A 21,125-nucleotide genomic window follows, 5' to 3' on the forward strand; every position below is an offset into this window, starting at 1 on the left:
TTGATAATAATGGAAAAGTATATTTTAAAAACAGAAAATTTATGTAAAAATTTTAAGGGGCAGCTAGCAGTAAATAATATTTCACTTACTATTAAAGAAAATTCAATTTATGGTTTATTAGGACCTAATGGTGCAGGAAAATCTACTACATTAAAGATGATTACAGGAATGCTGTATCCGACTTCGGGAAAAATCACTTTTCAGGGACATCCATGGAGTAGAAAGGATTTAAATGATATTGGTACATTAATTGAATCACCTCCGTTATATGAAAATTTAACTGCAAGAGAGAATTTAAAAGTGAGAACTACACTTTTAGGACTTAAGGAATCCCGTATTGATGAAGTTCTCCAAACTGTTGATTTAACAAATACAGGAAAAAAACGTGCAGGACAGTTTTCTATGGGAATGAAGCAGAGACTTGGAATTGCCATTGCATTACTTAATCATCCTAAATTATTGATTTTAGATGAACCTACTAATGGACTAGATCCTATAGGCATTCAAGATTTGAGAACGCTTATTCGTTCATTTCCAGAGCAAGGAATAACGGTTATTTTATCTAGCCACATACTGTCAGAAGTAGAACTTATTGCAGATCATATTGGTATTGTAAGCAATGGTATTTTAGGATACGAAGGAAAAATCAATCCAGGTGAAGACTTAGAAACTCTCTTTATGGAAGTAGTTAAAAAAAGTAAAAGGGAGATGAGGTAATTAAAATGAGTTCATATTTAAAAGCAGAAAATTTAAAGTTAAAAAAGACAATGACAAAAAAACTTGTTTTAATTTTTCCAATTATTACATTGTTTTTTGGTATTATGTCAGGAGTTTATTATGAATTAAATACATTTAATTGGTGGTATATGATGATGATGCCAGGAAGTATTGCAGTTCTCTGTGCACTTGTAAATCAAAAGGAAGAAAAGAAAATTAAATATAGAGCTGTTTTTTCTATGCCTATTGATTTAAAAAAAGTTTGGACTTCAAAAGTTATGCTTATAGCTATTTATGTTTTGTTTTGTTGTATTATTTTGCCATTAGGAGCAGCCTTAGTAGGAAAATTTATTTTACCAAGGATTATTTCAAGTTCTGCCTTAAAATATATAGTTGTCATTCCAATTATAAATGCAATAACAGCAGCTGTTGTCATTGCAGTAACATCATTATGGCAAATTCCTCTTTGTCTATTTTTAGCTAGGAAATTTGGATTTTTTGTACCAGTTATCTTAAATGTTGCAGTAGGTATAACGCTTAACAGCATAATGGCTGTAAAATCCATCTGGTGGATATGTCCTTACAGCTGGACTAGCCGTCTTATGTGTCCTATACTTGGAATACTTCCCAATGGGCAGATGCCAGGAGCAAAAGATTATATGCTTAATTCAGGTGTAATTCCTATAGGAATTATTTTATCTATTATGTTGTTTGTTGTACTGATTACTGCTACATCACGCTGGTTTAAAAATCAGGAGGTGATATAATATGTTATCATTATTTAGAGCTTTAAGAGCTGACTTTCAAAAGTTAAAACATACCCAAACATTTTGGATTCACATTGTAATTCCTGTATTAGGTGCTTTGGTTTTTCTAATGTGTTACAATTTATTTAATAGTGTAAAAACTATAGAAAAGCATGTACTTTATTTTGAATCTCTTAGCATGTTATTTCCGCTGCTAATTGGAATAATTTGTGGTATTGTTGTTTCCCAGGAGGAACAAGCAGGTCAATTTCAAGTATTGCTAAGTACAAAATCAAGGATTACTACATGCCTAAGTAAGCTGCTTACTTTGATTCTTATTGGAATGTTTTCACTATTTTTAGCCCTTAGTACAGTACTTTTGGGATTAAAATTGTTTCTGCATGTATCAAATATTCCATATTCATTATATTTTCAAGCATTTGTATGGATTGTTTTTGGTAATATATTTATTTATATATTGAGTTTTTGGGTTAGTTTGAAGTTTGGCAGAGGTGCATCTATTTTTCTTGGAATTGCAGGAATGCTTATCGCTGCTTTAATGATTACAGGACTGGGAGATAGATGCTGGATGTATCTTCCATGGGCATGGAGTGTAAGATTTTGTGATTTTGCTACTTTAAATTTTATGGCTGCAGCAATGCATAAAGAAATTCCTGATTTTTCATACAACCTTCGGAAAGCATCATTCATTACGAGTGCATACACTTTTGTAATATTGATATTACAACTTTTATGGTTTAAGTTTTGGGAAGGCCGCAAGTGTGAGGAATAATCTTTTGCATGGTTTAAAAATAATATGATACAAGAATGCAGTTGGAGTTCGAATTTTCAACTAATTTGAAAGGTGATGATATTATGTCAAGAATTCTTGTAATAGATGATGAAAAAGATATTTTAGTTCTTGTTAAAAATGTTCTTGCAAAGGATGAACATGTTGTTACAACTGTTAGTGATGCAAAGGCAATATCGGTTAATGAATATACAAAATATGATCTAATTTTATTAGATGTGATGATGCCGGATATAGATGGTTTTGAATTATGTAAAAGAATTCGTGACTTAGTAGACTCGCCAATATTATTTTTAACTGCTAAAACCTTGGAAAGTGATATAATGTTTGGACTTGGAATAGGTGGAGATGATTATATAACAAAACCATTTAGTACAGGAGAACTCCGTGCTAGGGTTAATGCTCATTTACGAAGAGAAAATAGAGAAAAACATAACATGATTTCTGTTTCTGGTATAAAATTTAACTTGGCAAGTAAAGAAATAATAATACAAGATAGAAAAGTTCCTATGACAAAAAGCGAATATGCTATTTGTGAGTTTCTTGTACGAAATAGAGGACAAGTATTTACAAAAGAGCAGATTTATGAAGCAGTATATGGATATGAAAGAGAAAGTGATAGCTCAAGTATTGCAGAACATGTAAAAAATATAAGAGCAAAACTTGCTATTTTTGAATTATCTCCAATTGAGACAGTTTGGGGGATTGGGTATAAATGGCAGTAAATAAAAAAGTACCTACTTTTAGGAGAATTTTTTTTAGATATTTATTAACTTTAATTATATCATTTATTGTTTTTTTAGCATTATATTTTGGAATCATTTTTTTACTTATAAGGTTCAACTTATTTTTGCCTGCAAATTATAGTGAAGGTTTAGCTGCAGCTTCAAAATCTCAAATTCAATCAACGCAGAGTGTTACAGAGAGTATGATTCCTAAAGGATGTAAATTTGTAGTTTTTGATAAAAGCTACAAAGTAATTAAAACAGATTTGAATTCTAAGGATTTGGATGAAGCAAAAAAATATGTTTTGAAACAAGGATACAATAATCGCGGAGGGATTAAGCAATATTATAGCATCCCAAGAAAAGATGGCGTATGTATACTTCAATATTATATTGTAATGAGATATAATTCTGATATTTTAAATGATACGTTACCTAATCCTCAAGGAATGATGATCTTAATGCTTATTTTTTTATCTATTACAATTATTTTTCTGATTTCAACACTTTATGCAAAAAACATAAAAAATCAGTTAAATCCTTTGCTTGAAGTAGTAGAGAAAATTAAAGAAAAGAATTTAGATTTTGAAATAGGTTATTCTAAAATTAAGGAATTTAATGATGTATTATTGTCACTTTCTGATATGAAAGAAGAATTAAAAAAGTCCTTAAGCGAAAAATGGAGTATTGAACAAGCAAAAAGAGAGCAAATTTCAGCTCTTGCTCATGATATAAAAACACCACTTGCAGTTATTAAAGGAAACTCTGAATTATTAATAGATTCATCTTTAAATGAAGATCAACAAGAATATACAAATTTTATTCATAAAAATGCCAATCAAATTGAAAAATATATAAAATTACTTATTGAACTTTCTAAAGCGGAAAAAGGTTTTCAAATACACTTGAAAAAGGTAGATACAAAAGAATTTGTAAATAGTATTCATGAGCAATTAAATACTTTTGCATGTATAAAAAAGTTACAGGTTGAATCTAAAGAGGAAGATTTACCAAATGAAATTAACATTGATTATAGTTTAATGTATAGAGCAATCATGAATGTTATTTCTAATGCAGTTGATTACTCAAAAGAGGATAGTAAAATATATTTTAAAATAGAGTGCTTACAGGACAACATTTGTTTTACCATTACAGATAGTGGTAAGGGATTTTCGGAAAAAGATATTAAATTTGCCATAACACAATTTTATACAGGTGATAAAAGTCGAAACTCTAAAACTCATTATGGTATGGGCCTATATATAGTTGATTCCATTGTAAAGAAACATGGTGGGGAGCTTCATATTGGAAATTCATCTATTACAGGTGGAGGAGAAGTTGTAATTAAGGTGCCTGTGAATTTTTAGTTAATAGTGAATAATTAATAGTTAATGTAGATTTTTTACGATATCTAAAAGTTATCCTTAACTATTAACTCTTCACTATTAGTTCTTAACTTGCGAAGCTTTGCTTCGTGTTGTGCTTATTATACGAATGTTAAATTTGAGAATATATTGTTAAAAAACAGCTTTTGATGAGCTGTTTTTCATTTTCTATTCAAAGCAGTTGTATAACAAACAATAATTGAAGGAGGTATATCTATTAAATTTGCAAATAATCATTGTCTAACTGGTATAAAAGTAAATACAATTAGTATAGGGCATTTTGAGAAAGAGGGTGCAGAATTTATACATAATTAAATATAAAAATAAAAATGCTAGATAAATATATAAATTAAATATAATTATATGAGCTTGAAAGGAAGATGAAAAGATGAAAGAAGAATTAATTAAAAAATTATCAGATGCAGTTGTTGATATGGAAGAAGATGAAACTGTAGAAATTTCAAAACAATGCATAGAAAATAATGTAAATGCTTATGAAGCTATAGATAAAGGATTAGCTAATGGCATGAACAAGGCAGGTGAACTTTATGAAGAAGGAGAGTATTATATTCCAGAATTATTGATGTGTTCAGATGCTATGTATGCAGGACTTGATGTATTGAAACCTCATTTAAAGAAAGATGAAAATGAAGTTAAGGAAAAAGTAGTAATAGGAGTAGTTCAAGGTGATACTCATGATATAGGTAAAAATCTTGTCAAAATAATGATGGAAACAGAGGGATTTGAAGTAATAGATCTTGGAAGAGATATACCTCCAATAGATTTTGTTGAAAAAGCTAAAGAAGTAGGAGCATCTATAATAGTTCTATCTACACTTATGACTACAACTATGGATGGTATGGCTGAAGTTATAAATATATTAAAAGAACAAGGATTGAAAGATAAAGTAAAAGTTATGATAGGAGGAGGGCCAATATCACAAAGTTATGCAGATAAAATAGGAGCGGATGGATATACTACAGATGCTTCAAAAGCTGCTAAATTTGCAAAAACTTTGGTAAATAAAATTAATGATAACGGTTTAAATACCAAATTAGTTCAGGGGGTTTAAATATGAAGGATCAAATGACTCCTATGGAGAGAGCTATAGCGTTGAGTAAAGGAGAAATTGTTGATAGATTACCTTGTAACCCCAATATAGCAAACGGAGTGGCTCGTATTTATGGTTGTAAAATTTCAGAATTTAATACTAGTGGTAAAGCTATAGCTGAAGCACAAATAGCTGCTTACAAAAAATTTGGAATGGATGGAGTTAGAGTTTTTACTGACCTTTATGTTTGGGCAGAGGCTATGGGAGCTAAAATTTTGTTACCTGAAGATAATACAGCAGATCTTTTGAGACCTGCAATTAGTGATATAAAAGATATTGATAAAATAAAAGTTGCTAATCCTTATAAAGATGGAAGACTTCCAGTGTTTGTAGAAGCTATGAAATATTTATCAGATGAATTGGGGAAAGAGGTTCCTTGTTCAGGAGGTATTGTAGGTCCATTTACTAATGCTTTTTTTCTTATAGGTATTGAAAAAATGACAAAATTATTTTTTAAAGATCCAGAAGCAGTACATAAACTTTGTGAAATTTCACTTCAAACTTGTATAGAGTATGCTAAGGTTATAATGGATATAGGATTTTCACCTACTATTTCAGAACCTCTGTCTTCTTCTACTATAATAAGTCCTAAACATTTTAGAACTTTCTGCCTTCCTTATTTAAGAAGACTCTTAGAATTTATTAATTCAAGAGGTAAAACTTGTGTTTTGCATATATGTGGAAAGACAGAAAAAATATGGCCTGACATAAGAGAAATGGCATCTATAGGTGTAGGTGGTTTTAGTATGGATAATATAGTAAGTCTTTCTGATTGTAAAAAGGCTCTAGGGGACAAAATGAAGGTAATAGGTAACATAGATCCATCTAATGTTATGTATGCAGGTACAAAAAATGAAGTAAGAAATGCTGTAATAAATAGCGTTATGGAAGGTTATGACAGTCCTAAAGGATATGTTATAATGTCAGGATGCAGTCTTCCTGTAGAAACACCTTTAGAAAATATACAGACAATGATGGATACTGCTAGGGAAATTGGATATCCAGTGAATAAAGAAAATTTGGAAAGAATGATAGTAAAATAGAATTCAATTTTTGAAGTTTAAAAATAATGCGGCGTAAGTGTATGTAAGTGAAGTAACTTTCACTACACTTTAACTTACGTCGCATTATGCTTATCTCAAGTCCACATTTTGTACGTGAGAAATTTGACTAAACAATGATTTTTTTATTCAGGAATTTATTTATATGAAGGTTCTGCATGAATTAATACATAAGATTTAGGAAGAGATACTTTTATTTCACTTTCAATCTTATCGCATAAATCATGTGCTTCTATTAATGAAAAATTTCTGTTGATTATTAAATGAATATCTATTTGTTTATTTTCTCCGCACTGTCTTGTTCTAAGCCTGTGATAACCTGTAATGTCTCTATGAGAGTTTATGATTATTACAATTTTTTCTATATCTTCATCAGAAAGTTTACTGTCAACTAAATCATTTAAAGATTTTTTTATCAAATCTATAGAAGTTTTGATAACTAGACAGGCTACTAATATAGCTGCTATAGGGTCTATTATTGAAAGTCCAGTGATTCTTACAAGTATAAGTCCAAAAAATACACCTAAAGCTGTGGCTACATCTGTCAATAGATGAAGAGCGTCTGCTTCTAGAGCAATAGAATTTGTTTTCTTTGATATTTTCATAAGTACAGTAGAAATTATGAAATTAACAAAAGCAGATACAAACATCACTAGTAAACCAGGACCAACATTTTCTATACTAGAGCTGCAAATTACTTTTTTTAAAGCTTCATAAATAATTAAAATTGCTGCAAAAAGTATGAGAAGTGCCTCTACAAAACCAGAAACATTTTCATATTTACCATGTCCAAAAGGGTGCTCTTCATCCTCAGCCATAGCAGCTTTTTTTATAGAAATAAATGCGATGAAACTTGCAAGTAAATCCATAGAAGAGTGAATGGCTTCAGACATAACACTTATAGAACCTATTGATATAGCAGCTACAAATTTTAAAATTAAAAGGGTAGAATTTGATACTATAGATAAAAGAGCTGCTTTCTTTTTATTCATTTTGTGTAGCCTCCTGTTTTCCTTAAGTACTACAAGATTACTTATGTTTTATTAAATAATATATGCTTAGCAAATGAAAATGCTACAATGAAGTAAATAGCACTAAAAAACGTATAATTTTAGTACTTTTATTAACTATTTTGCTTTAAAAGTGAGAAAACATATATTACTAAATAATAAAAAGTATTTGTGAAAAATAACTTTGCATGATACAATATACATAAATTTTACAGGAGGTGATAAAGTGAAGGAATTTGGAAAGATGTTGGGGTGGATAAGCTTTTGGGGGTATGGAATAGCTTTACTTAATTTCTTTATGAAATATATTAATAAAAAGTATATAAACAGGATTCCTAAGGATAAAAAAAGCTATTCTGATTTTTACAGAATGGTTATGAGATATGTTGTGAAATATCACAAAATGGCAGGCAGTATAGCTTCTATAGCAGTACTAGGACATTTGTATTTAATGTATATTACAAAGGGACTATCCATACCAGGACTTACAGCATTAATAGTGATGATTGTAGTAGCTTTACTTGGTATATACGGATTTTTTATAAATAGAAATATGAGAGGACATTGGTTAAAGATACATAGAATTTTATCATTTATATTGATAGCTCTAATTTTATTTCATCTACTCTTTAAAAAGTTTCTTATCATTTAAAAATATAATTATAAAGTAAAATAAGTGAGTATGTAAGTTAATCTACATACTCACTAAATATTTTTAATGTAACAATAAACCTAGTTTCATATATAAATGTAGAAAAAGTAGTATAATCACCTAAAAGCCTGTGCATATACCTAGCTTTAAATCGGTACCTACCTTAAAGCTTTCCAGGGCTGCAGTAGTTATAAGAGCTAATAAAAAACTTCCTGTAACATTGATAAATAAAGTATTTACAGGAATCATATTTCCAAAATTATTCTTTAGTTTTTGAGTGAATTGAATTATATTTTAAAAGTATACTATATTTTGGTCAAATTTGAAAGTCTCATTGCAAAAAATAAAAGAAAAGTGGTGGATATAAAATCCTTACCATGTATAGGGGGACTTGATGTTATAGATTTGATGATGTATTATTGTCATTAGAAATAGAAAATAAATATTACAATTTGAATATTTTTAATCTATAGAGGTTAGTATTATTGTTAAGATATACAAATAAATTCAGGAGGTCTATCTTTTAATGCTTGAAGAGGCTAAAGTTTTGTTAAAAAAATATTATGGATATGATAGTTTTAGAGAAGGTCAAGAAAAGGTAATAAATAGTATATTGGAAGAAAGAGATACCTTTGCTATAATGCCTACAGGTGCAGGTAAGTCTATATGCTATCAAATACCTGCTCTTTTAATGAAGGGGATAACAATAGTTATATCTCCATTGATATCTCTTATGAAGGATCAAGTAGATGCTCTTAATGATATAGGAGTAAAGGCAAGTTTTATAAATAGTTCATTAGACCAGTATGAACTTCAGGAAAGAATATTAATGGCAGTAAGTGGATATACGAAACTTTTATATGTTGCACCAGAAAGATTGGAATCTGAAAGCTTTTGTGAACTTATAAAGACACTTAATATATCAATGATTGCTATAGATGAATGTCACTGTGTTTCACAATGGGGGCATGATTTTAGACCAAGTTATAGGTCTATTGCACCATTAATAAAAAAATTGGATCATAAACCTATAGTTTCAGCTTTTACAGCTACAGCAACTAATGAAGTTAAGGAAGATGTAGTAAAACTTTTGGGTCTTAAAGATTCTAATGTGTATACTACAGGTTTTGATAGAAAAAATTTATATTTTTCTGTGGTTAGAGGAGAAAATAAGAAAGATTATTTACTTAAATATTTAGAAAATAATAAAGATCAAGTTGGAATAATTTACGCCGGGACTAGAAAAGAAGTGGACAATATTTATGAATCCCTTAAAAAGAAAGGTTATTCTATAGGAAAATATCATGCAGGTATGAGTGATACAGCTAGAACAAAAGCTCAAGAGGATTTTTTGTATGATAATGTAAATATAATTGTGGCTACTAATGCCTTTGGAATGGGAATTGATAAATCTAATGTAAGATATGTTATACATTATAATATACCTAAGAATATTGAAGCCTATTATCAAGAAGCAGGACGTGCAGGAAGAGATGGAGAACCAAGTGAATGTATTTTATTATTTGGAGCTCAGGATATTATGCTTCAAAAGTTTCTCATAGAACAAAGCATATTTTCAGAAGAAAGAAGAATTAATGAATACAGGAAGCTCCAGGATGTTGTTGATTATTGTCATACTACTAAATGCCTTAGAAAATTTATTTTAGAATACTTTGGAGAAACTGATGTGCCAGAGTTTTGTGATAACTGTAGTGTTTGTAAGGACGAGACGGAGCTTTCAGACATAACTATAGATGCTCAAAAGATATTTTCATGCATAGCTCGTATGAAGCAGAGGTTTGGGACTGTTTTAGTATCACAGGTATTGAGAGGTTCAAAGGATAAAAAAGTGTTAGATTTCGGATTTGAAAAACTTTCTACCTATGGAATAATGAAAAATTATACTGTAAAGGAAATAAAGGATTTAATAAATGTACTTATAGCAGATGAATATTTATATCTTACTGAAAGCCAATTTCCTGTAGTAAGGCTTAAGGAAAAAGCAGTAAGTGTTCTTAAAGGTGAAGAAAATGTATTTCAAAAAATTCATAAGGCTAATAAGAAAGTCGTTCAAGAAAACTCTCTTTTTTTGCTGCTTAAATCTCTTAGAAAAGCTATATCGGAAAGAGAAGCAGTACCTCCTTATATAATTTTTGCAGATGCAGCTTTAAGGGATATGAGTGAAAAACTTCCTGAAAATGATGAAGAATTTCTTGATATTAAAGGTGTTGGAGAATCAAAGCTTCGAAAATATGGAGAAGAATTTTTAAATACCATAAGAGCTTATATAGAAGAACATCCTTCAGAAAAGGTTTCGAATAAAACTAGTAAAGAATTAATGGAAGATTTGTCTGAAAAACATGATGTTCCAAGTCATGTTGTAACTTTAAATATGTTTAATGAAGGAAAATCCTTAGAAGAAATAAGCAAGGAAAGAAACTTAAAATTTATGACTATTGAGGATCATATAATGAGATGTGCTATGGAAGGAATGGATGTAAATTTAGATTTTTTCATACCAAAAGAGTATGAAGAATGCATTTTTCAAGCTATAGAAAAGTCAGATAGTACAAAATTAAGAAATATAAAAGAAATGCTTCCAGAAGAGGTAAGCTATACTGCTATAAAAGCAGCTTTATGCAAAATGAAAAATTCTGCATAAAAGAAAAGTAATGCGTTGGTATAAAAGAGAGAGCTTTAAACCAACGCATTTTTAATTATTTCCTGCTAACATATTTTATATAAATATGTGGTCAATTATATTGCATAGTGTTTAAAGCATAAGAAATCATGTTCTAATTCATCCAAACTTTTATATTTTTTTTCAATACCCATAAGCCTTTTCAAAAACATCAATTCTTCTTTATACAAATTTAATTCATCATACCAAGGTTTACTTTTTTTATTTACAATTTCAAAGGATGTGTAATATAAGTGTAACAAAAAATCACCTAGATATGAAAAATCCTCATCTATAGTATAGCGTTCATCATTAATCCATCTAGCTAATCCAAAATCTAATAAATAAACTTTACCATTATTATATAGTGTATTTGGTACTCGTATATCCCTATGAACAATACCCATACTATGCAAATACTTTAAAATGCTGATTAACTGAAAACAAATTTTATATATTTCTTTTCTTCTAAAAATATAGTCATCCTTAAAAATTATTTCTTCAAATGTTTTGCCTTCTTTAAATTCTAAAATATAACCTGAAAATTTATCTTTTTCTATTTTTTCTATAAATCGTGGTATACAGTTATGATTAACGGAACTCAATATTTCTTCTTCAAAGCAGACTTTTTTTCCTATCTTTTTTAGCATTTCTTTTTTTAGTTGTTTTAATATATAATTTTTATTGTTATTAGATACTAAATAACAAATTCCATATCTGCCTTCGCCAATTATTTTTACTATGGTATATTTGTCAATTTGTTCACCAGGCAAATATATTTTATCCTTTTTAAATAAATTTAAGACCATGAGCTGCGATGTCTTTTATGACGATAGTGATTATGGTCAGAATGAGAATAATGTTTATGGGAATGACTTTTGGAAGAAAACACACTTCCAATTATTGAACTAAAGAAGTCAGATTTTTTGTGATGCTTTCTTTTGTAATAATCGCTGCCATGATCAGTATTGCGATGATGTCTGCTTGAACTTCTTGAGAAAAAAGAAAAAATGCCCATATAAATCCTCCTTAAACATAAATATTTGTAATGAATATTATCAATTGATAATATTAAGTGTGCTATTATAATATACTAAGATTGAGAAAATGTAAAGGTGTTTCTGAAAAATATTTTATATGGGTTCTATTATTAATTGATAATGAAAATTGTTAATATTGGTGTTAATAAAAACTTTTTTATAAAATGGTTAAGTTCAATTAATTAATGTGAGAAATTTTATGATAAAATACGATTATAAGTATAAATAAATTTTTTACATATACTAAATTTACAACATGTTTAAAAGCAAATAAGTTAATTTTTTAAAATGAGATTTTTGTTTTTAATACTTATTTAATATGCTTAATTTGGAGGAAAAGGTATGATTAAAAAATATAATTTTTTAAATGATATGAAAAGCAGTAGTATCATAAAAACATCATTAATGGTAATGAAAGTAATATTTAGAGATAGTGATAAAATAGTATGCATATTGGCAGATAAAAGTGGAGAAATAAAAGCTAATTTGCCAAATAGAAGTAATGATATAACAGAAGGAATAGTACTAGAAATTGAAGGGATAAAGGATGGAAATCTAGATATTAAAAACTATGAAATGATTTCGGAGTACAATATTTCAGATTATCTTCCCACAGTAAAGAGACCTATTAAAGAAATTATGGATGAAATTGAACTATACACTAACAAATATATCGTTTCAAAGGAAGCTAGGGCTTTGAATGACTATTTTTTTAAGAATGAAGAGTTTTTGAATAAATTCAAAAATGGAATAGGTGGAGTTTCCATGCATCATAACTATTTAGGTGGACTTGCAGAACATACATTAAATGTTATGTATCTAACAGCTATACTTTGTGAAAGATATGGATCAAGGAAAACAGAAATAGCTGTACTTTCAGCAAAGCTTCATGATATTGGAAAAGTTTATGAATTATATTATGATGGACCTTTTAAATATACTACCAGAGGAGAAATGGAAGGACATATTGTAATTGGAGTGGAATTAATAAATAAAGCAATTAGAGAAAAACCTGAACTTTATTCAGAGGATTTTATCACAAGAGTAAAGGGGTGCATTGTTCAGCATCATGGAAAGCTTGAATTTGGTTCTCCAAGAACAATGAAAATGGAAGAGTCATTTATAGTTAATTATGCTGATTCAATAGATGCCACTATGAATAAGATTTCTCAAATAAAAGATAAAACAGAACCTAATAATTGGTCAGATTATGATAGAAGAATTGAAACAAAATTGTATTTATAGAAAAAAGAGATGGTGAAGATACGTGAAGATTTTACTTATAAAAATTACTTTGAGAGCATCCTGGGTACATTCTTTAAAAGAAAAGAGAATGATTGTAAAAAGCATTATTCAAAGGTTAAAGAATAAATTCAATATATCAGTGGCAGAAGTTGATGAACAGGATATTCATCAAATGATAGTAATAGGTATTGCAGGAATATGCGGAAGCTCCTCACAAGCAGACTCTACAATGGAAAATATTATAACTTTTATAGAATGTAATACTGATGCAGAAGTAATAGATATTCAAAGAGAAAATATTGAAGGCGTGTAAAAAACAAAAAAACAGATTGTCCATAATATATAATTAGACAATCTGTTTTCTATTTTGTTATAAAATTTAGTTATTCAATTTGATTCCTTCACATTTTAAAAAGTCTAGACATGTAGAACCTAATTCATCGAAAGACCATAATCCAGAACATTTGAATTTATATGCTGCATAGTCAGCATAATCACTATAATTTACATCATAGGTTTGTATTAGAGGATATATAGGCTTGGCTAGATTATAATTTTTATAGTCTTGAATCATTTTGTCCATACATTTTTTTATTGGCCATTTCATTTCGCCCCAGTAGCATTGAGGTGCTGAAAAATCGCAATACTTATTGAAAACTGAATATGGTATATCTTGATGATAACTTGCTATAGGGTAAGAAGTATAACCAATAATAGCATTTGGACATTTGTTTCTAACAATACTGCATACTTGTTCAGATTCAGAAGTTTTGCCAATTACAGCATCTTCTACATCAAGAACATAATAATCACTATGATTAATAGCATCAATTATTAGATTGGCTTCAGCTTCAACATTAGTAAAGTGATTAAATCCCCAAGTACCTACTTTAAATCCTGCTTGTTTGAAATTATTTTCATATTTCAAAAAATCATCTTTAAAATTCATGCCGCCTCCAGTAGGACTTGAACCTTCATGATACTTAATACAAACATTGTTTATACCTAAAGATTTTAATTTTGATATTAAATTATCTATGCTACCATATTTATCTACTAAGTTTTGAAGCTGCCATATCCATGCAGAAGTAGTGCTAATGCTAGATAGATTATTTTTATTAGGAGCATTTACAAGCAAACTCAAAATTACTTTTTTATTATATCCTTCAATTGTTCCTTCAAAAATGTAGTTCCCTGGAATACTAGAGGAATCAAAAGGCTTGTCCCAAATAACTTTTACCTGATTTTTACTTCCAGAAGACATAACAGCAGTTACTGTATCTGGCAATTTATAGCTATCGCCTTGATTTATAGATACATCTATATTATCCACTGAGGTTATTTTATCTATAGAAGCTGATTTTGAAGCAGTTTTAAAATTCATACTGAAAGGAGTTTCTAAGTGTTTATTGTTTGTGGAAATCAAAGTATTGTCAATGTTTAATAAATAATCATTATTAGAATTATATTGGGATACAGTTGATATAGTTACACAAAAGTTGTTTTTTGTAAGTGATATATTTAAGGGCACTTCTGTATTGCTTTTTTTGTCTATAATTTTTATACTGCTTTCAGCAGAAGATAAATTTATAGGTTGATTAAATTGTATCGTCCAAATTTTATCTAAAGGTACATTGTTAATTTTATCTACATTAGCTGTTGAAAAAGCAAAAGTGTTTTCAATATTTGAAGAATTAGATATATTTTTTTGTATTGGCGTTTTAGAGGTATCTTGTGTTGTTGAAGCTTTAGGTAAATCTTCTTGAGATTTAGTAGTATTTTTATCATTAGTTGAAATGATTTGAGCTTTAGATATAGAAGGCACATTGTAAGCTAGTACTGTATTATGAGAATTTAATTGATATGTCATAATAATGCCTGTAAATATTAAAAGTTTTTTTAATGTTTTAATCAACTGTCTCTCTTCTTTCTATTATTTAAATTTTAGAATATTACTTTAGTTTACAATTTTTATAATAAGAGTAATATAATAATGCATATAAAATATACCATCTAATTCATGTGTTTATCAAGTAAAAATTTTCCATTAGCATATTGATATACTTGACATATCATATGCTTAAATATAAAATTAATTTTTGTATATATATTTGGGGGTGTTCTAATGGCTTTAAATGATGAAGATATTATATTTGAAAAAAATAATTTAAATGAAATGGAAGATTGGATCCATAATGAAGAAATAAAAATTAAAGAAAATGATGATGAACTAAAAAAGAGGATAGAGGGTCTTAGAAAACAATCTAAGGGTAAATATAATGAAGAATTAGAAACAAAGGAAAAGTTATATAAAATAACACATAAAAATTTAGAAAAATATAATGAAGCTAAAAGTCAACCATACTTCGGAAGAATAGATTTTAGAGAATATAAAAGGGATAATGAGATTTTTTATATAGGAAAATTTGGACTTATGGATATGACAACTGGTGATGAAAAAGTTATAGACTGGAGATCACCAATAGCGGATTTATATTATAGTGGAACCTATGGAGAAGTTTTTTATAGAGCACCTATGGGAATAATCAGTGGTGAATTAACTCTCAAGAGAAAGTTTTTAATTAAAGAAGGTAAACTTATAAATGCTTTTGATGAAGGCATAAATGAAATAATTTTAAGATCAGCAGGTGGTGGAGAAAATGTTCTAATGGATGAATATTTAAAAATTAATTTAGAGCAAAGTGTAAGCAATAAATTAAAAGATGTTGTTGCCACCATACAAAAGGAGCAAAATGATATAATAAGAGCCGAAAAGAATACAGCACTTATAGTTCAAGGTTCAGCTGGATCAGGAAAGACTACAGTAGCACTTCATAGATTAGCTTATTTAATATATAAATATAATGGAAAACTTAAAGGAGAAGATATTTTAGTTGTAGCTCCTAATAAGTTATTTTTAGATTATATATCAGAAGTTTTACCTGATCTTGGAATAAATACTGTTAAACAGATTACTTTTGAAGAAATAGCTCTTGAAGTGCTGAAACTTAAAGGAAAACTAATTACAAAGGATAAAAAGCTTTCTGATATATTAGAAGCAAAAGATAGTGAGAATTTAAAGTATATGACTAAAAGCAGTAACATTAAAGGTACAATGGAATATAAGCTGCTTATGGATAAATATATAGAGTATGTAGAGTTAAAAGATTTAGACATAGAGGATATAAGGGTTGAAAGTTACTTACTTTTTGATAAAAAAGAAATAAAAAGATTATATTCTAAGGATATGGTAAATTTATCTTTAAATAATAGAAAAGATGAAATTAAAAGATATTTTACATTAAAAATAGATGAAAAAATAAGAAACGTACTGGATAAAATAGATTTTTCTTACGAATATATGATAGCAAGAGTAAAGAAAACTACAGAGGATGGCCCTGCAAGAAGAAAAAAACTAATAGAATTATATGATGAAAGAGATAATAAGAAAGTGCAAATAAAGCAAGCAAGTATTAAAAATTTTGAAGATTATTTTAATAAGTGGAAAATAACAGATACTAAAAGATTTTATTTTGACTTATTTAATAAAGAAGAAATTTTCAATGAAGTCATTAAGGATAAAATACCTAAAAAACTTGCTTTGTACATAAAAAAAGAATTAAATTATAATTTTGAAAATGATATTTTTGATAGCGATGATTTGGCAGCTATGATGTATTTAAAATTTAAAATAGAAGGTGTACCGGGAAAATATAAATATAAACATATAGTTATAGATGAAGCACAGGATTATAGTATGTTTCAAATAGCTGTAATAAATGAAATAGTTTCAAATAATTCTTTAACAATAGTAGGGGATATAGGACAGGGAATATATTATTATAAAGGTATAGAAAGATGGGAAGGCTTAGTAGAGGAGGTATTTAAAGATAAAGCCACTTATGTGCAACTCACTCAAAGTTATCGTTCTACAGTAGAAATAATAGAATTTGCAAATAAAGTGCTTAAGAAACAAAAAAATAAGTTAAAACCTGCTATGCCTGTTTTAAGGCATGGTAAATCTCCAGAAGTTATTGAGTTTAGTAATAATAGAGAGTTTGCAGAAAAATTGGATTCTATAGTTGAAGAAGTAAAAGCTATGGATAAAAAAACTGTAGCGGTTATAGGAAGAACTTACGAAGAATGTAAAAAGATAAAAGAGCATTTAAAAAAATACAGTAATTACAAATGGGAGCTTGTTAAGGAAACAGATAAAAATTTAAAATTGGAGAAAATAATAGTACCTTCTTATATGACAAAAGGTTTAGAATTTGATTGTAGTATTATATATAATTGTAATAAGGATAACTATAAGGACAATGAATTAGACAAAAAAATATTATATGTTTGTCTTACTAGAGCACTGCATTTACAGTATGTTTTTTATAATAAATCTATATCTGAGCTTATCGAATAATGTTTTTTAAAAAATAATGATTATTAGTATTGAAAAATTTTCGTTTTATGGTAGAATAAGAAATAACAAAAGTCAAATTAAAAAATGGAGGGGATATTATATGAGTACTGTAAAATTAAAAGATAATATTTATTGGGTTGGAGTGAATAATCCCGAATTAAGAGTATTTGACATAATAATGGAAACTAAAAAGGGAACTACATATAATTCTTATTTAATAGACGATGATAAAGTAGCAGTAGTTGACACTGTAAAGGATGGGTATTTTGATGAATTCCTTTCAAATATAAAAAGTATAATTGGAGACAGAAAGGTTGATTATGTAATTGTTCAACATACAGAACTAGATCACAGTGGATCTTTAGCTAAATTACTTAAATTTTATCCAGAAGCTACTGTCATAGCTTCTAAAGCTGCTATAATGTATGCTGAAGAAATAGCTAACATGAAATTTAAAAATCAGGTTGCGCCAAATGAATTAAGTCTTGGAAAAACTAATCTTAAGTTTATAAGTGCACCAAATTTACATTGGCCTGACACTATGTTTACTTATGCAGAAAATCAACAAGTGTTATTTACTTGTGATTTCCTTGGATGTCATTATTGTCCTAAAAATTCTATAACTGATAATTGTTCAGATGACTATTTTGATGAAATGAAATATTATTTTGATGTGATAATGGGGCCATTTAAAAGATTTGTACTTATGGGTCTTGATAGAATAAAGGATTTGAATATAGATCTAGTAGCGCCAAGCCATGGACCAGTGCATATAGATGATGTACAAAAATATGTTGAACTTTATAAAACTTGGGCGCAAGTAGAAAAATCTAATGAAAAGAATGTGCAAATATTTTATGTATCAGCTTATGGAAATACAGAAAAAGTTGCAAATTATATAGCAGAGAAAATAAATGACAAGGGAGTTAAAGCAGAAGCTCATGAAATAACTTCTATGGACATTAATGATGTAATAGCTTTAATAGAAAAATCTAATGGAATATTAATGGGTTCACCAACTATAAATCAGGATGCTGTTAAACCTGTATGGGATGTATTATCCTTAGTATGTGCTATTACTAATAGAGGAAAAGCAGCAGGAGCATTTGGATCCTATGGATGGAGCGGAGAAGGTGTTCCTATGATGACTGAAAGATTAAAGTCATTGAAGTTTAATGTAGTCCAAGAAGGAGCTAGATTTAAATTTGTTCCAAGTGAAGATGAATTTAAAAAGATTGATGAATTTGTAGATAAATTTATGACAATATTGAAATAAAAATAAAAAATTAAACTAATAGCTTAGCTGCTGTTAGTTTAATTTTTTTATTTAAGTATTTAATTACTTTAAATACTTAAATGTCCAATCTAAAAGATCTATGCACATATCTGCAGTGCGGTCATTTTCATCCAAAACAGGATTTAACTCTACAAAGTCCATTGACTTTACAAGCTTAGTTTCCATTAGATATTTTAAAAGGTACTTAGCATGATCTAAACTCATTCCATTTTTAACAGGAGTACCTGTACCAGGTACTAAACTAGGATCAAGGCAGTCTATATCAAAGCTTAAATGGATTCTTTTAATTCCATTTTTTTTAATTTTAGAATGTACTTCCTCTGATATTCTTTCCATACCCATATTTTTTACATCTTCAGTAGAGTAAACATTGAGACTTTTACTTTTTATTAAAGCTTTTTCACCTTCATCTAAGTCTCTTGCTCCTATAATGAATACATTTTTAGAGTCCACTTTTGTACCCTTATAGTATAAGTCTGTAAGTTCATTAAATCCTACGCCCATAGCTGCAGCAAGTGGCATACCATGTATATTACCAGTCATACTAGTTTCATGCGTATTTATATCACCATGAGCATCAATCCAGATAACTGCAGTATCACTAGCATACTTACTAGCACCTGATATACTTCCAAGACCTAATGAATGATCTCCGCCAATAACCAAAGGAAAGCTGTCAGAAGTAAGTGCGCTATAAACTTGATGAGCTAAATTTTTATTCACATCCAGGATGGGTTTTAAATATTTCATAGTAGGATGAAAATTAAATTTTTGTTCTTCATTTATATTTTCAACGTAGAGATTTCCACAATCATATACGGTATGATTATTTCTGGTTAAAATATCTATAATACCTTTTTCTCTAAGTTTGTCAGGACCAAATTCTACACCTTTTTTGTCAGAACCAAAAAATATTGGCACACCAATTAAACTAATATTCATTAAAATTACCTCCATATATGAATTATGTCGTATGATACTTGATTATATACTAATAAAAAAAAATAGAAAATAGTTTTGAAAAAGACAGTGTATTAAAAATATTCTGTAATGTTATAAATATTAATTTTTATAAAAAATATTCATAAATTTATTAAGTCTTTATAATAGATAAAATATTTAACATATGATAAAATGGTTACACTAGAATTATATTCTAAATATTAAGGAGATGTTATTATGGATAAAGAAAAAATAGTTCAATACTTAATTAAAAATGGTTTAAATGATATACAGGAGCTAAGCTGCAATGATGAAGCAATAGTATTAAGGTTTTTCTATGATTTTGATGATGAGGAACTTAGTGCTGCAAAAGCATATGCAAATGATGAGAGTGGAGAAGAAGCAGAAAGTGATAAATGGTATTATAATTATTTTCTCCCTTATTTAAGTGATTTATCAGTGGATAATGCTGGAGAAATAATAGAGAATCTTATGGAAGAAATAAATCTAGAAGCACAATATACTACTTATGAAATAGATAAAGAAGATTATGATTATAATGAATTTGTAGCAGCCTTTTATGAAAAAGGTAAAGATGTAGATTTAGATAAAATCTTAGATAAATTAGAAGATTAATTAAAATAAAATCCTAACTTGAATTTAAAGGACAGGTGATATTGTTGAAAACTTTGGCTTTTATTGCATCACCGCATAAAAATGGTAATACTGCAGTACTTTTAAATCATTTTTTAAAGGGTATTTCAGGTGAAGTTGAGATTATTGATGTATATAATATAAATGTAAAACCTTGCATTGATTGTAAATATTGTCATGAACATAAGGAATGTGCATTAAAGGATGATATGACAGATATTTATAAAAAAATAGAAAATAGTGATAATATAGTTATAGCTTCTCCTGTATATTTTTCATTTGTGCCAGCACCCCTAAAGGTAGTTATAGATAGACTACAGGTAAACTGGAGTGGGAAATTTATAAGAAAGGATTTTAAGATACCTTTAAATAAAAAAGTTGGAGTTCTCATTATGACTGCAGGATCTAATATGGAAAATATTTTTGAGCCAATAGAATATGCAATAAAACAATTTTTTTCCATAACAGGTTCGGAATTTTCTCATAGAATATATGCGATAAATACTGACAACATCCCTATAGAAAAAAATGAAGAAATTAAAAGAAAAGCATTTGAAATAGGCAAAAGTATAAAAATTTAGGTGTAAAGCCTGCAGAATATGATTCTGTAGGTTTTTTTTGATTGGCTTTTC

Annotated in this window: 19 protein-coding genes; 15 read left to right on the plus strand and 4 right to left on the minus strand. The window is 28.3% G+C overall.

Annotation, left to right across the window (positions count from 1 at the left end):
* Positions 1-9: 9 nt before the first annotated feature.
* The 7 genes from EG57_RS0206835 to EG57_RS0206865 all read left to right on the plus strand — a co-directional run bounded on the left by EG57_RS0206835 (position 10) and on the right by EG57_RS0206865 (position 6,538).
* Positions 10-717 carry a lantibiotic protection ABC transporter ATP-binding protein gene (locus EG57_RS0206835; protein ID WP_032076576.1) on the plus strand — a complete coding sequence of 236 codons (708 nt, stop codon included), beginning with the start codon at positions 10-12 and terminating at the stop codon, positions 715-717.
* Positions 718-722: 5 nt separating this feature from the next.
* Positions 723-1,484: a lantibiotic immunity ABC transporter MutE/EpiE family permease subunit gene (locus EG57_RS0206840; RefSeq protein ID WP_032076494.1), complete on the plus strand. Its 762-nt coding sequence runs from the start codon at positions 723-725 to the stop codon at positions 1,482-1,484.
* 1 nt (position 1,485) lies between these two features.
* Positions 1,486-2,256: a lantibiotic immunity ABC transporter MutG family permease subunit gene (locus EG57_RS0206845; RefSeq protein ID WP_032076495.1), complete on the plus strand. Its 771-nt coding sequence runs from the start codon at positions 1,486-1,488 to the stop codon at positions 2,254-2,256.
* A gap of 83 nt (positions 2,257-2,339) precedes the next feature.
* Positions 2,340-2,999, plus strand: a complete 660-nt coding sequence (locus EG57_RS0206850; protein ID WP_032076496.1) for a response regulator transcription factor — start codon at positions 2,340-2,342, stop codon at positions 2,997-2,999.
* Positions 2,990-4,366: a sensor histidine kinase gene (locus EG57_RS0206855; protein ID WP_032076497.1), complete on the plus strand. Its 1,377-nt coding sequence runs from the start codon at positions 2,990-2,992 to the stop codon at positions 4,364-4,366. Before EG57_RS0206850 ends, EG57_RS0206855 begins: the two co-directional genes overlap by 10 nt.
* Before the next feature lie 406 nt (positions 4,367-4,772).
* A complete protein-coding gene (locus EG57_RS0206860) occupies positions 4,773-5,456 on the plus strand; it encodes a corrinoid protein (RefSeq protein WP_029160050.1) in 684 nt (227 codons plus the stop codon).
* Between the two features lie 2 nt (positions 5,457-5,458).
* Positions 5,459-6,538 (plus strand): uroporphyrinogen decarboxylase family protein, encoded by a 1,080-nt coding sequence (locus EG57_RS0206865; protein ID WP_032076498.1) that lies wholly within the window; start codon positions 5,459-5,461, stop codon positions 6,536-6,538.
* A 155-nt stretch (positions 6,539-6,693) separates the two neighbouring features.
* On the opposite strand, the gene EG57_RS0206870 is transcribed toward EG57_RS0206865, so the two are convergent.
* Complete coding sequence (locus EG57_RS0206870; protein WP_032076499.1) at positions 6,694-7,548, minus strand: cation diffusion facilitator family transporter; 855 nt, start codon at positions 7,546-7,548, stop codon at positions 6,694-6,696.
* A gap of 244 nt (positions 7,549-7,792) precedes the next feature.
* Between EG57_RS0206870 and EG57_RS0206875 the strand changes: the two genes are divergently transcribed.
* Both EG57_RS0206875 and recQ read left to right on the plus strand, forming a co-directional pair.
* Positions 7,793-8,218 carry a hypothetical protein gene (locus EG57_RS0206875; RefSeq protein WP_032076500.1) on the plus strand — a complete coding sequence of 142 codons (426 nt, stop codon included), beginning with the start codon at positions 7,793-7,795 and terminating at the stop codon, positions 8,216-8,218.
* 526 nt (positions 8,219-8,744) lie between these two features.
* Positions 8,745-10,880, plus strand: coding sequence for a DNA helicase RecQ (recQ, locus tag EG57_RS0206880; protein WP_032076501.1), 2,136 nt, complete (start codon positions 8,745-8,747; stop codon positions 10,878-10,880).
* A 95-nt stretch (positions 10,881-10,975) separates the two neighbouring features.
* Here the strand turns inward: recQ and EG57_RS0206885 are convergent, their stop codons facing one another.
* Positions 10,976-11,707 (minus strand): protein kinase family protein, encoded by a 732-nt coding sequence (locus EG57_RS0206885; RefSeq protein WP_032076502.1) that lies wholly within the window; start codon positions 11,705-11,707, stop codon positions 10,976-10,978.
* A gap of 573 nt (positions 11,708-12,280) precedes the next feature.
* Between EG57_RS0206885 and EG57_RS0206890 the strand changes: the two genes are divergently transcribed.
* Positions 12,281-13,183 (plus strand): 3'-5' exoribonuclease YhaM family protein, encoded by a 903-nt coding sequence (locus tag EG57_RS0206890; RefSeq protein WP_032076503.1) that lies wholly within the window; start codon positions 12,281-12,283, stop codon positions 13,181-13,183.
* Positions 13,184-13,205: 22 nt separating this feature from the next.
* Positions 13,206-13,496 carry a DUF503 domain-containing protein gene (locus tag EG57_RS0206895; RefSeq protein WP_029160043.1) on the plus strand — a complete coding sequence of 97 codons (291 nt, stop codon included), beginning with the start codon at positions 13,206-13,208 and terminating at the stop codon, positions 13,494-13,496.
* Positions 13,497-13,562: 66 nt separating this feature from the next.
* Here EG57_RS0206895 and EG57_RS0206900 read toward each other — a convergent pair whose 3' ends face one another.
* Positions 13,563-15,098: an Ig-like domain-containing protein gene (locus tag EG57_RS0206900; protein ID WP_032076504.1), complete on the minus strand. Its 1,536-nt coding sequence runs from the start codon at positions 15,096-15,098 to the stop codon at positions 13,563-13,565.
* Positions 15,099-15,308: 210 nt separating this feature from the next.
* On the opposite strand from EG57_RS0206900, the gene helD reads away from it, so the two are divergent.
* Positions 15,309-17,600: an RNA polymerase recycling motor HelD gene (helD, locus tag EG57_RS0206905; RefSeq protein WP_032076505.1), complete on the plus strand. Its 2,292-nt coding sequence runs from the start codon at positions 15,309-15,311 to the stop codon at positions 17,598-17,600.
* 100 nt (positions 17,601-17,700) lie between these two features.
* Positions 17,701-18,876, plus strand: coding sequence for an FprA family A-type flavoprotein (locus EG57_RS0206910; protein WP_032076506.1), 1,176 nt, complete (start codon positions 17,701-17,703; stop codon positions 18,874-18,876).
* 63 nt (positions 18,877-18,939) lie between these two features.
* Here EG57_RS0206910 and rocF read toward each other — a convergent pair whose 3' ends face one another.
* Positions 18,940-19,839, minus strand: coding sequence for an arginase (gene rocF, locus EG57_RS0206915; RefSeq protein WP_032076507.1), 900 nt, complete (start codon positions 19,837-19,839; stop codon positions 18,940-18,942).
* A gap of 237 nt (positions 19,840-20,076) precedes the next feature.
* On the opposite strand from rocF, the gene EG57_RS0206920 reads away from it, so the two are divergent.
* Together EG57_RS0206920 and EG57_RS0206925 are read left to right on the plus strand one after the other, a co-directional pair.
* Positions 20,077-20,475: a hypothetical protein gene (locus EG57_RS0206920; RefSeq protein WP_032076508.1), complete on the plus strand. Its 399-nt coding sequence runs from the start codon at positions 20,077-20,079 to the stop codon at positions 20,473-20,475.
* A 35-nt stretch (positions 20,476-20,510) separates the two neighbouring features.
* Positions 20,511-21,074, plus strand: a complete 564-nt coding sequence (locus EG57_RS0206925) for a flavodoxin family protein (protein WP_242859820.1) — start codon at positions 20,511-20,513, stop codon at positions 21,072-21,074.
* Positions 21,075-21,125: the final 51 nt, after the last annotated feature.

It is taken from the genome of Clostridium drakei, from assembly GCF_000633595.2.
Lineage (GTDB): Bacteria > Bacillota > Clostridia > Clostridiales > Clostridiaceae > Clostridium_AM > Clostridium_AM drakei.

Coding starts and splice junctions, on each gene's coding strand:
- EG57_RS0206870 (WP_032076499.1), bottom strand. CDS start 7,548: ATGAATAAAAAGAAAGCAGCTCTTTTATCTATAGTATCAAATTCTACC.
- EG57_RS0206865 (WP_032076498.1), top strand. CDS start 5,459: ATGAAGGATCAAATGACTCCTATGGAGAGAGCTATAGCGTTGAGTAAA.
- EG57_RS0206845 (WP_032076495.1), top strand. CDS start 1,486: ATGTTATCATTATTTAGAGCTTTAAGAGCTGACTTTCAAAAGTTAAAA.
- helD (WP_032076505.1), top strand. CDS start 15,309: ATGGCTTTAAATGATGAAGATATTATATTTGAAAAAAATAATTTAAAT.
- EG57_RS0206885 (WP_032076502.1), bottom strand. CDS start 11,707: ATGGTCTTAAATTTATTTAAAAAGGATAAAATATATTTGCCTGGTGAA.
- EG57_RS0206850 (WP_032076496.1), top strand. CDS start 2,340: ATGTCAAGAATTCTTGTAATAGATGATGAAAAAGATATTTTAGTTCTT.
- EG57_RS0206835 (WP_032076576.1), top strand. CDS start 10: ATGGAAAAGTATATTTTAAAAACAGAAAATTTATGTAAAAATTTTAAG.
- recQ (WP_032076501.1), top strand. CDS start 8,745: ATGCTTGAAGAGGCTAAAGTTTTGTTAAAAAAATATTATGGATATGAT.
- EG57_RS0206890 (WP_032076503.1), top strand. CDS start 12,281: ATGATTAAAAAATATAATTTTTTAAATGATATGAAAAGCAGTAGTATC.
- EG57_RS0206855 (WP_032076497.1), top strand. CDS start 2,990: ATGGCAGTAAATAAAAAAGTACCTACTTTTAGGAGAATTTTTTTTAGA.
- EG57_RS0206920 (WP_032076508.1), top strand. CDS start 20,077: ATGGATAAAGAAAAAATAGTTCAATACTTAATTAAAAATGGTTTAAAT.
- EG57_RS0206860 (WP_029160050.1), top strand. CDS start 4,773: ATGAAAGAAGAATTAATTAAAAAATTATCAGATGCAGTTGTTGATATG.
- rocF (WP_032076507.1), bottom strand. CDS start 19,839: ATGAATATTAGTTTAATTGGTGTGCCAATATTTTTTGGTTCTGACAAA.
- EG57_RS0206910 (WP_032076506.1), top strand. CDS start 17,701: ATGAGTACTGTAAAATTAAAAGATAATATTTATTGGGTTGGAGTGAAT.
- EG57_RS0206840 (WP_032076494.1), top strand. CDS start 723: ATGAGTTCATATTTAAAAGCAGAAAATTTAAAGTTAAAAAAGACAATG.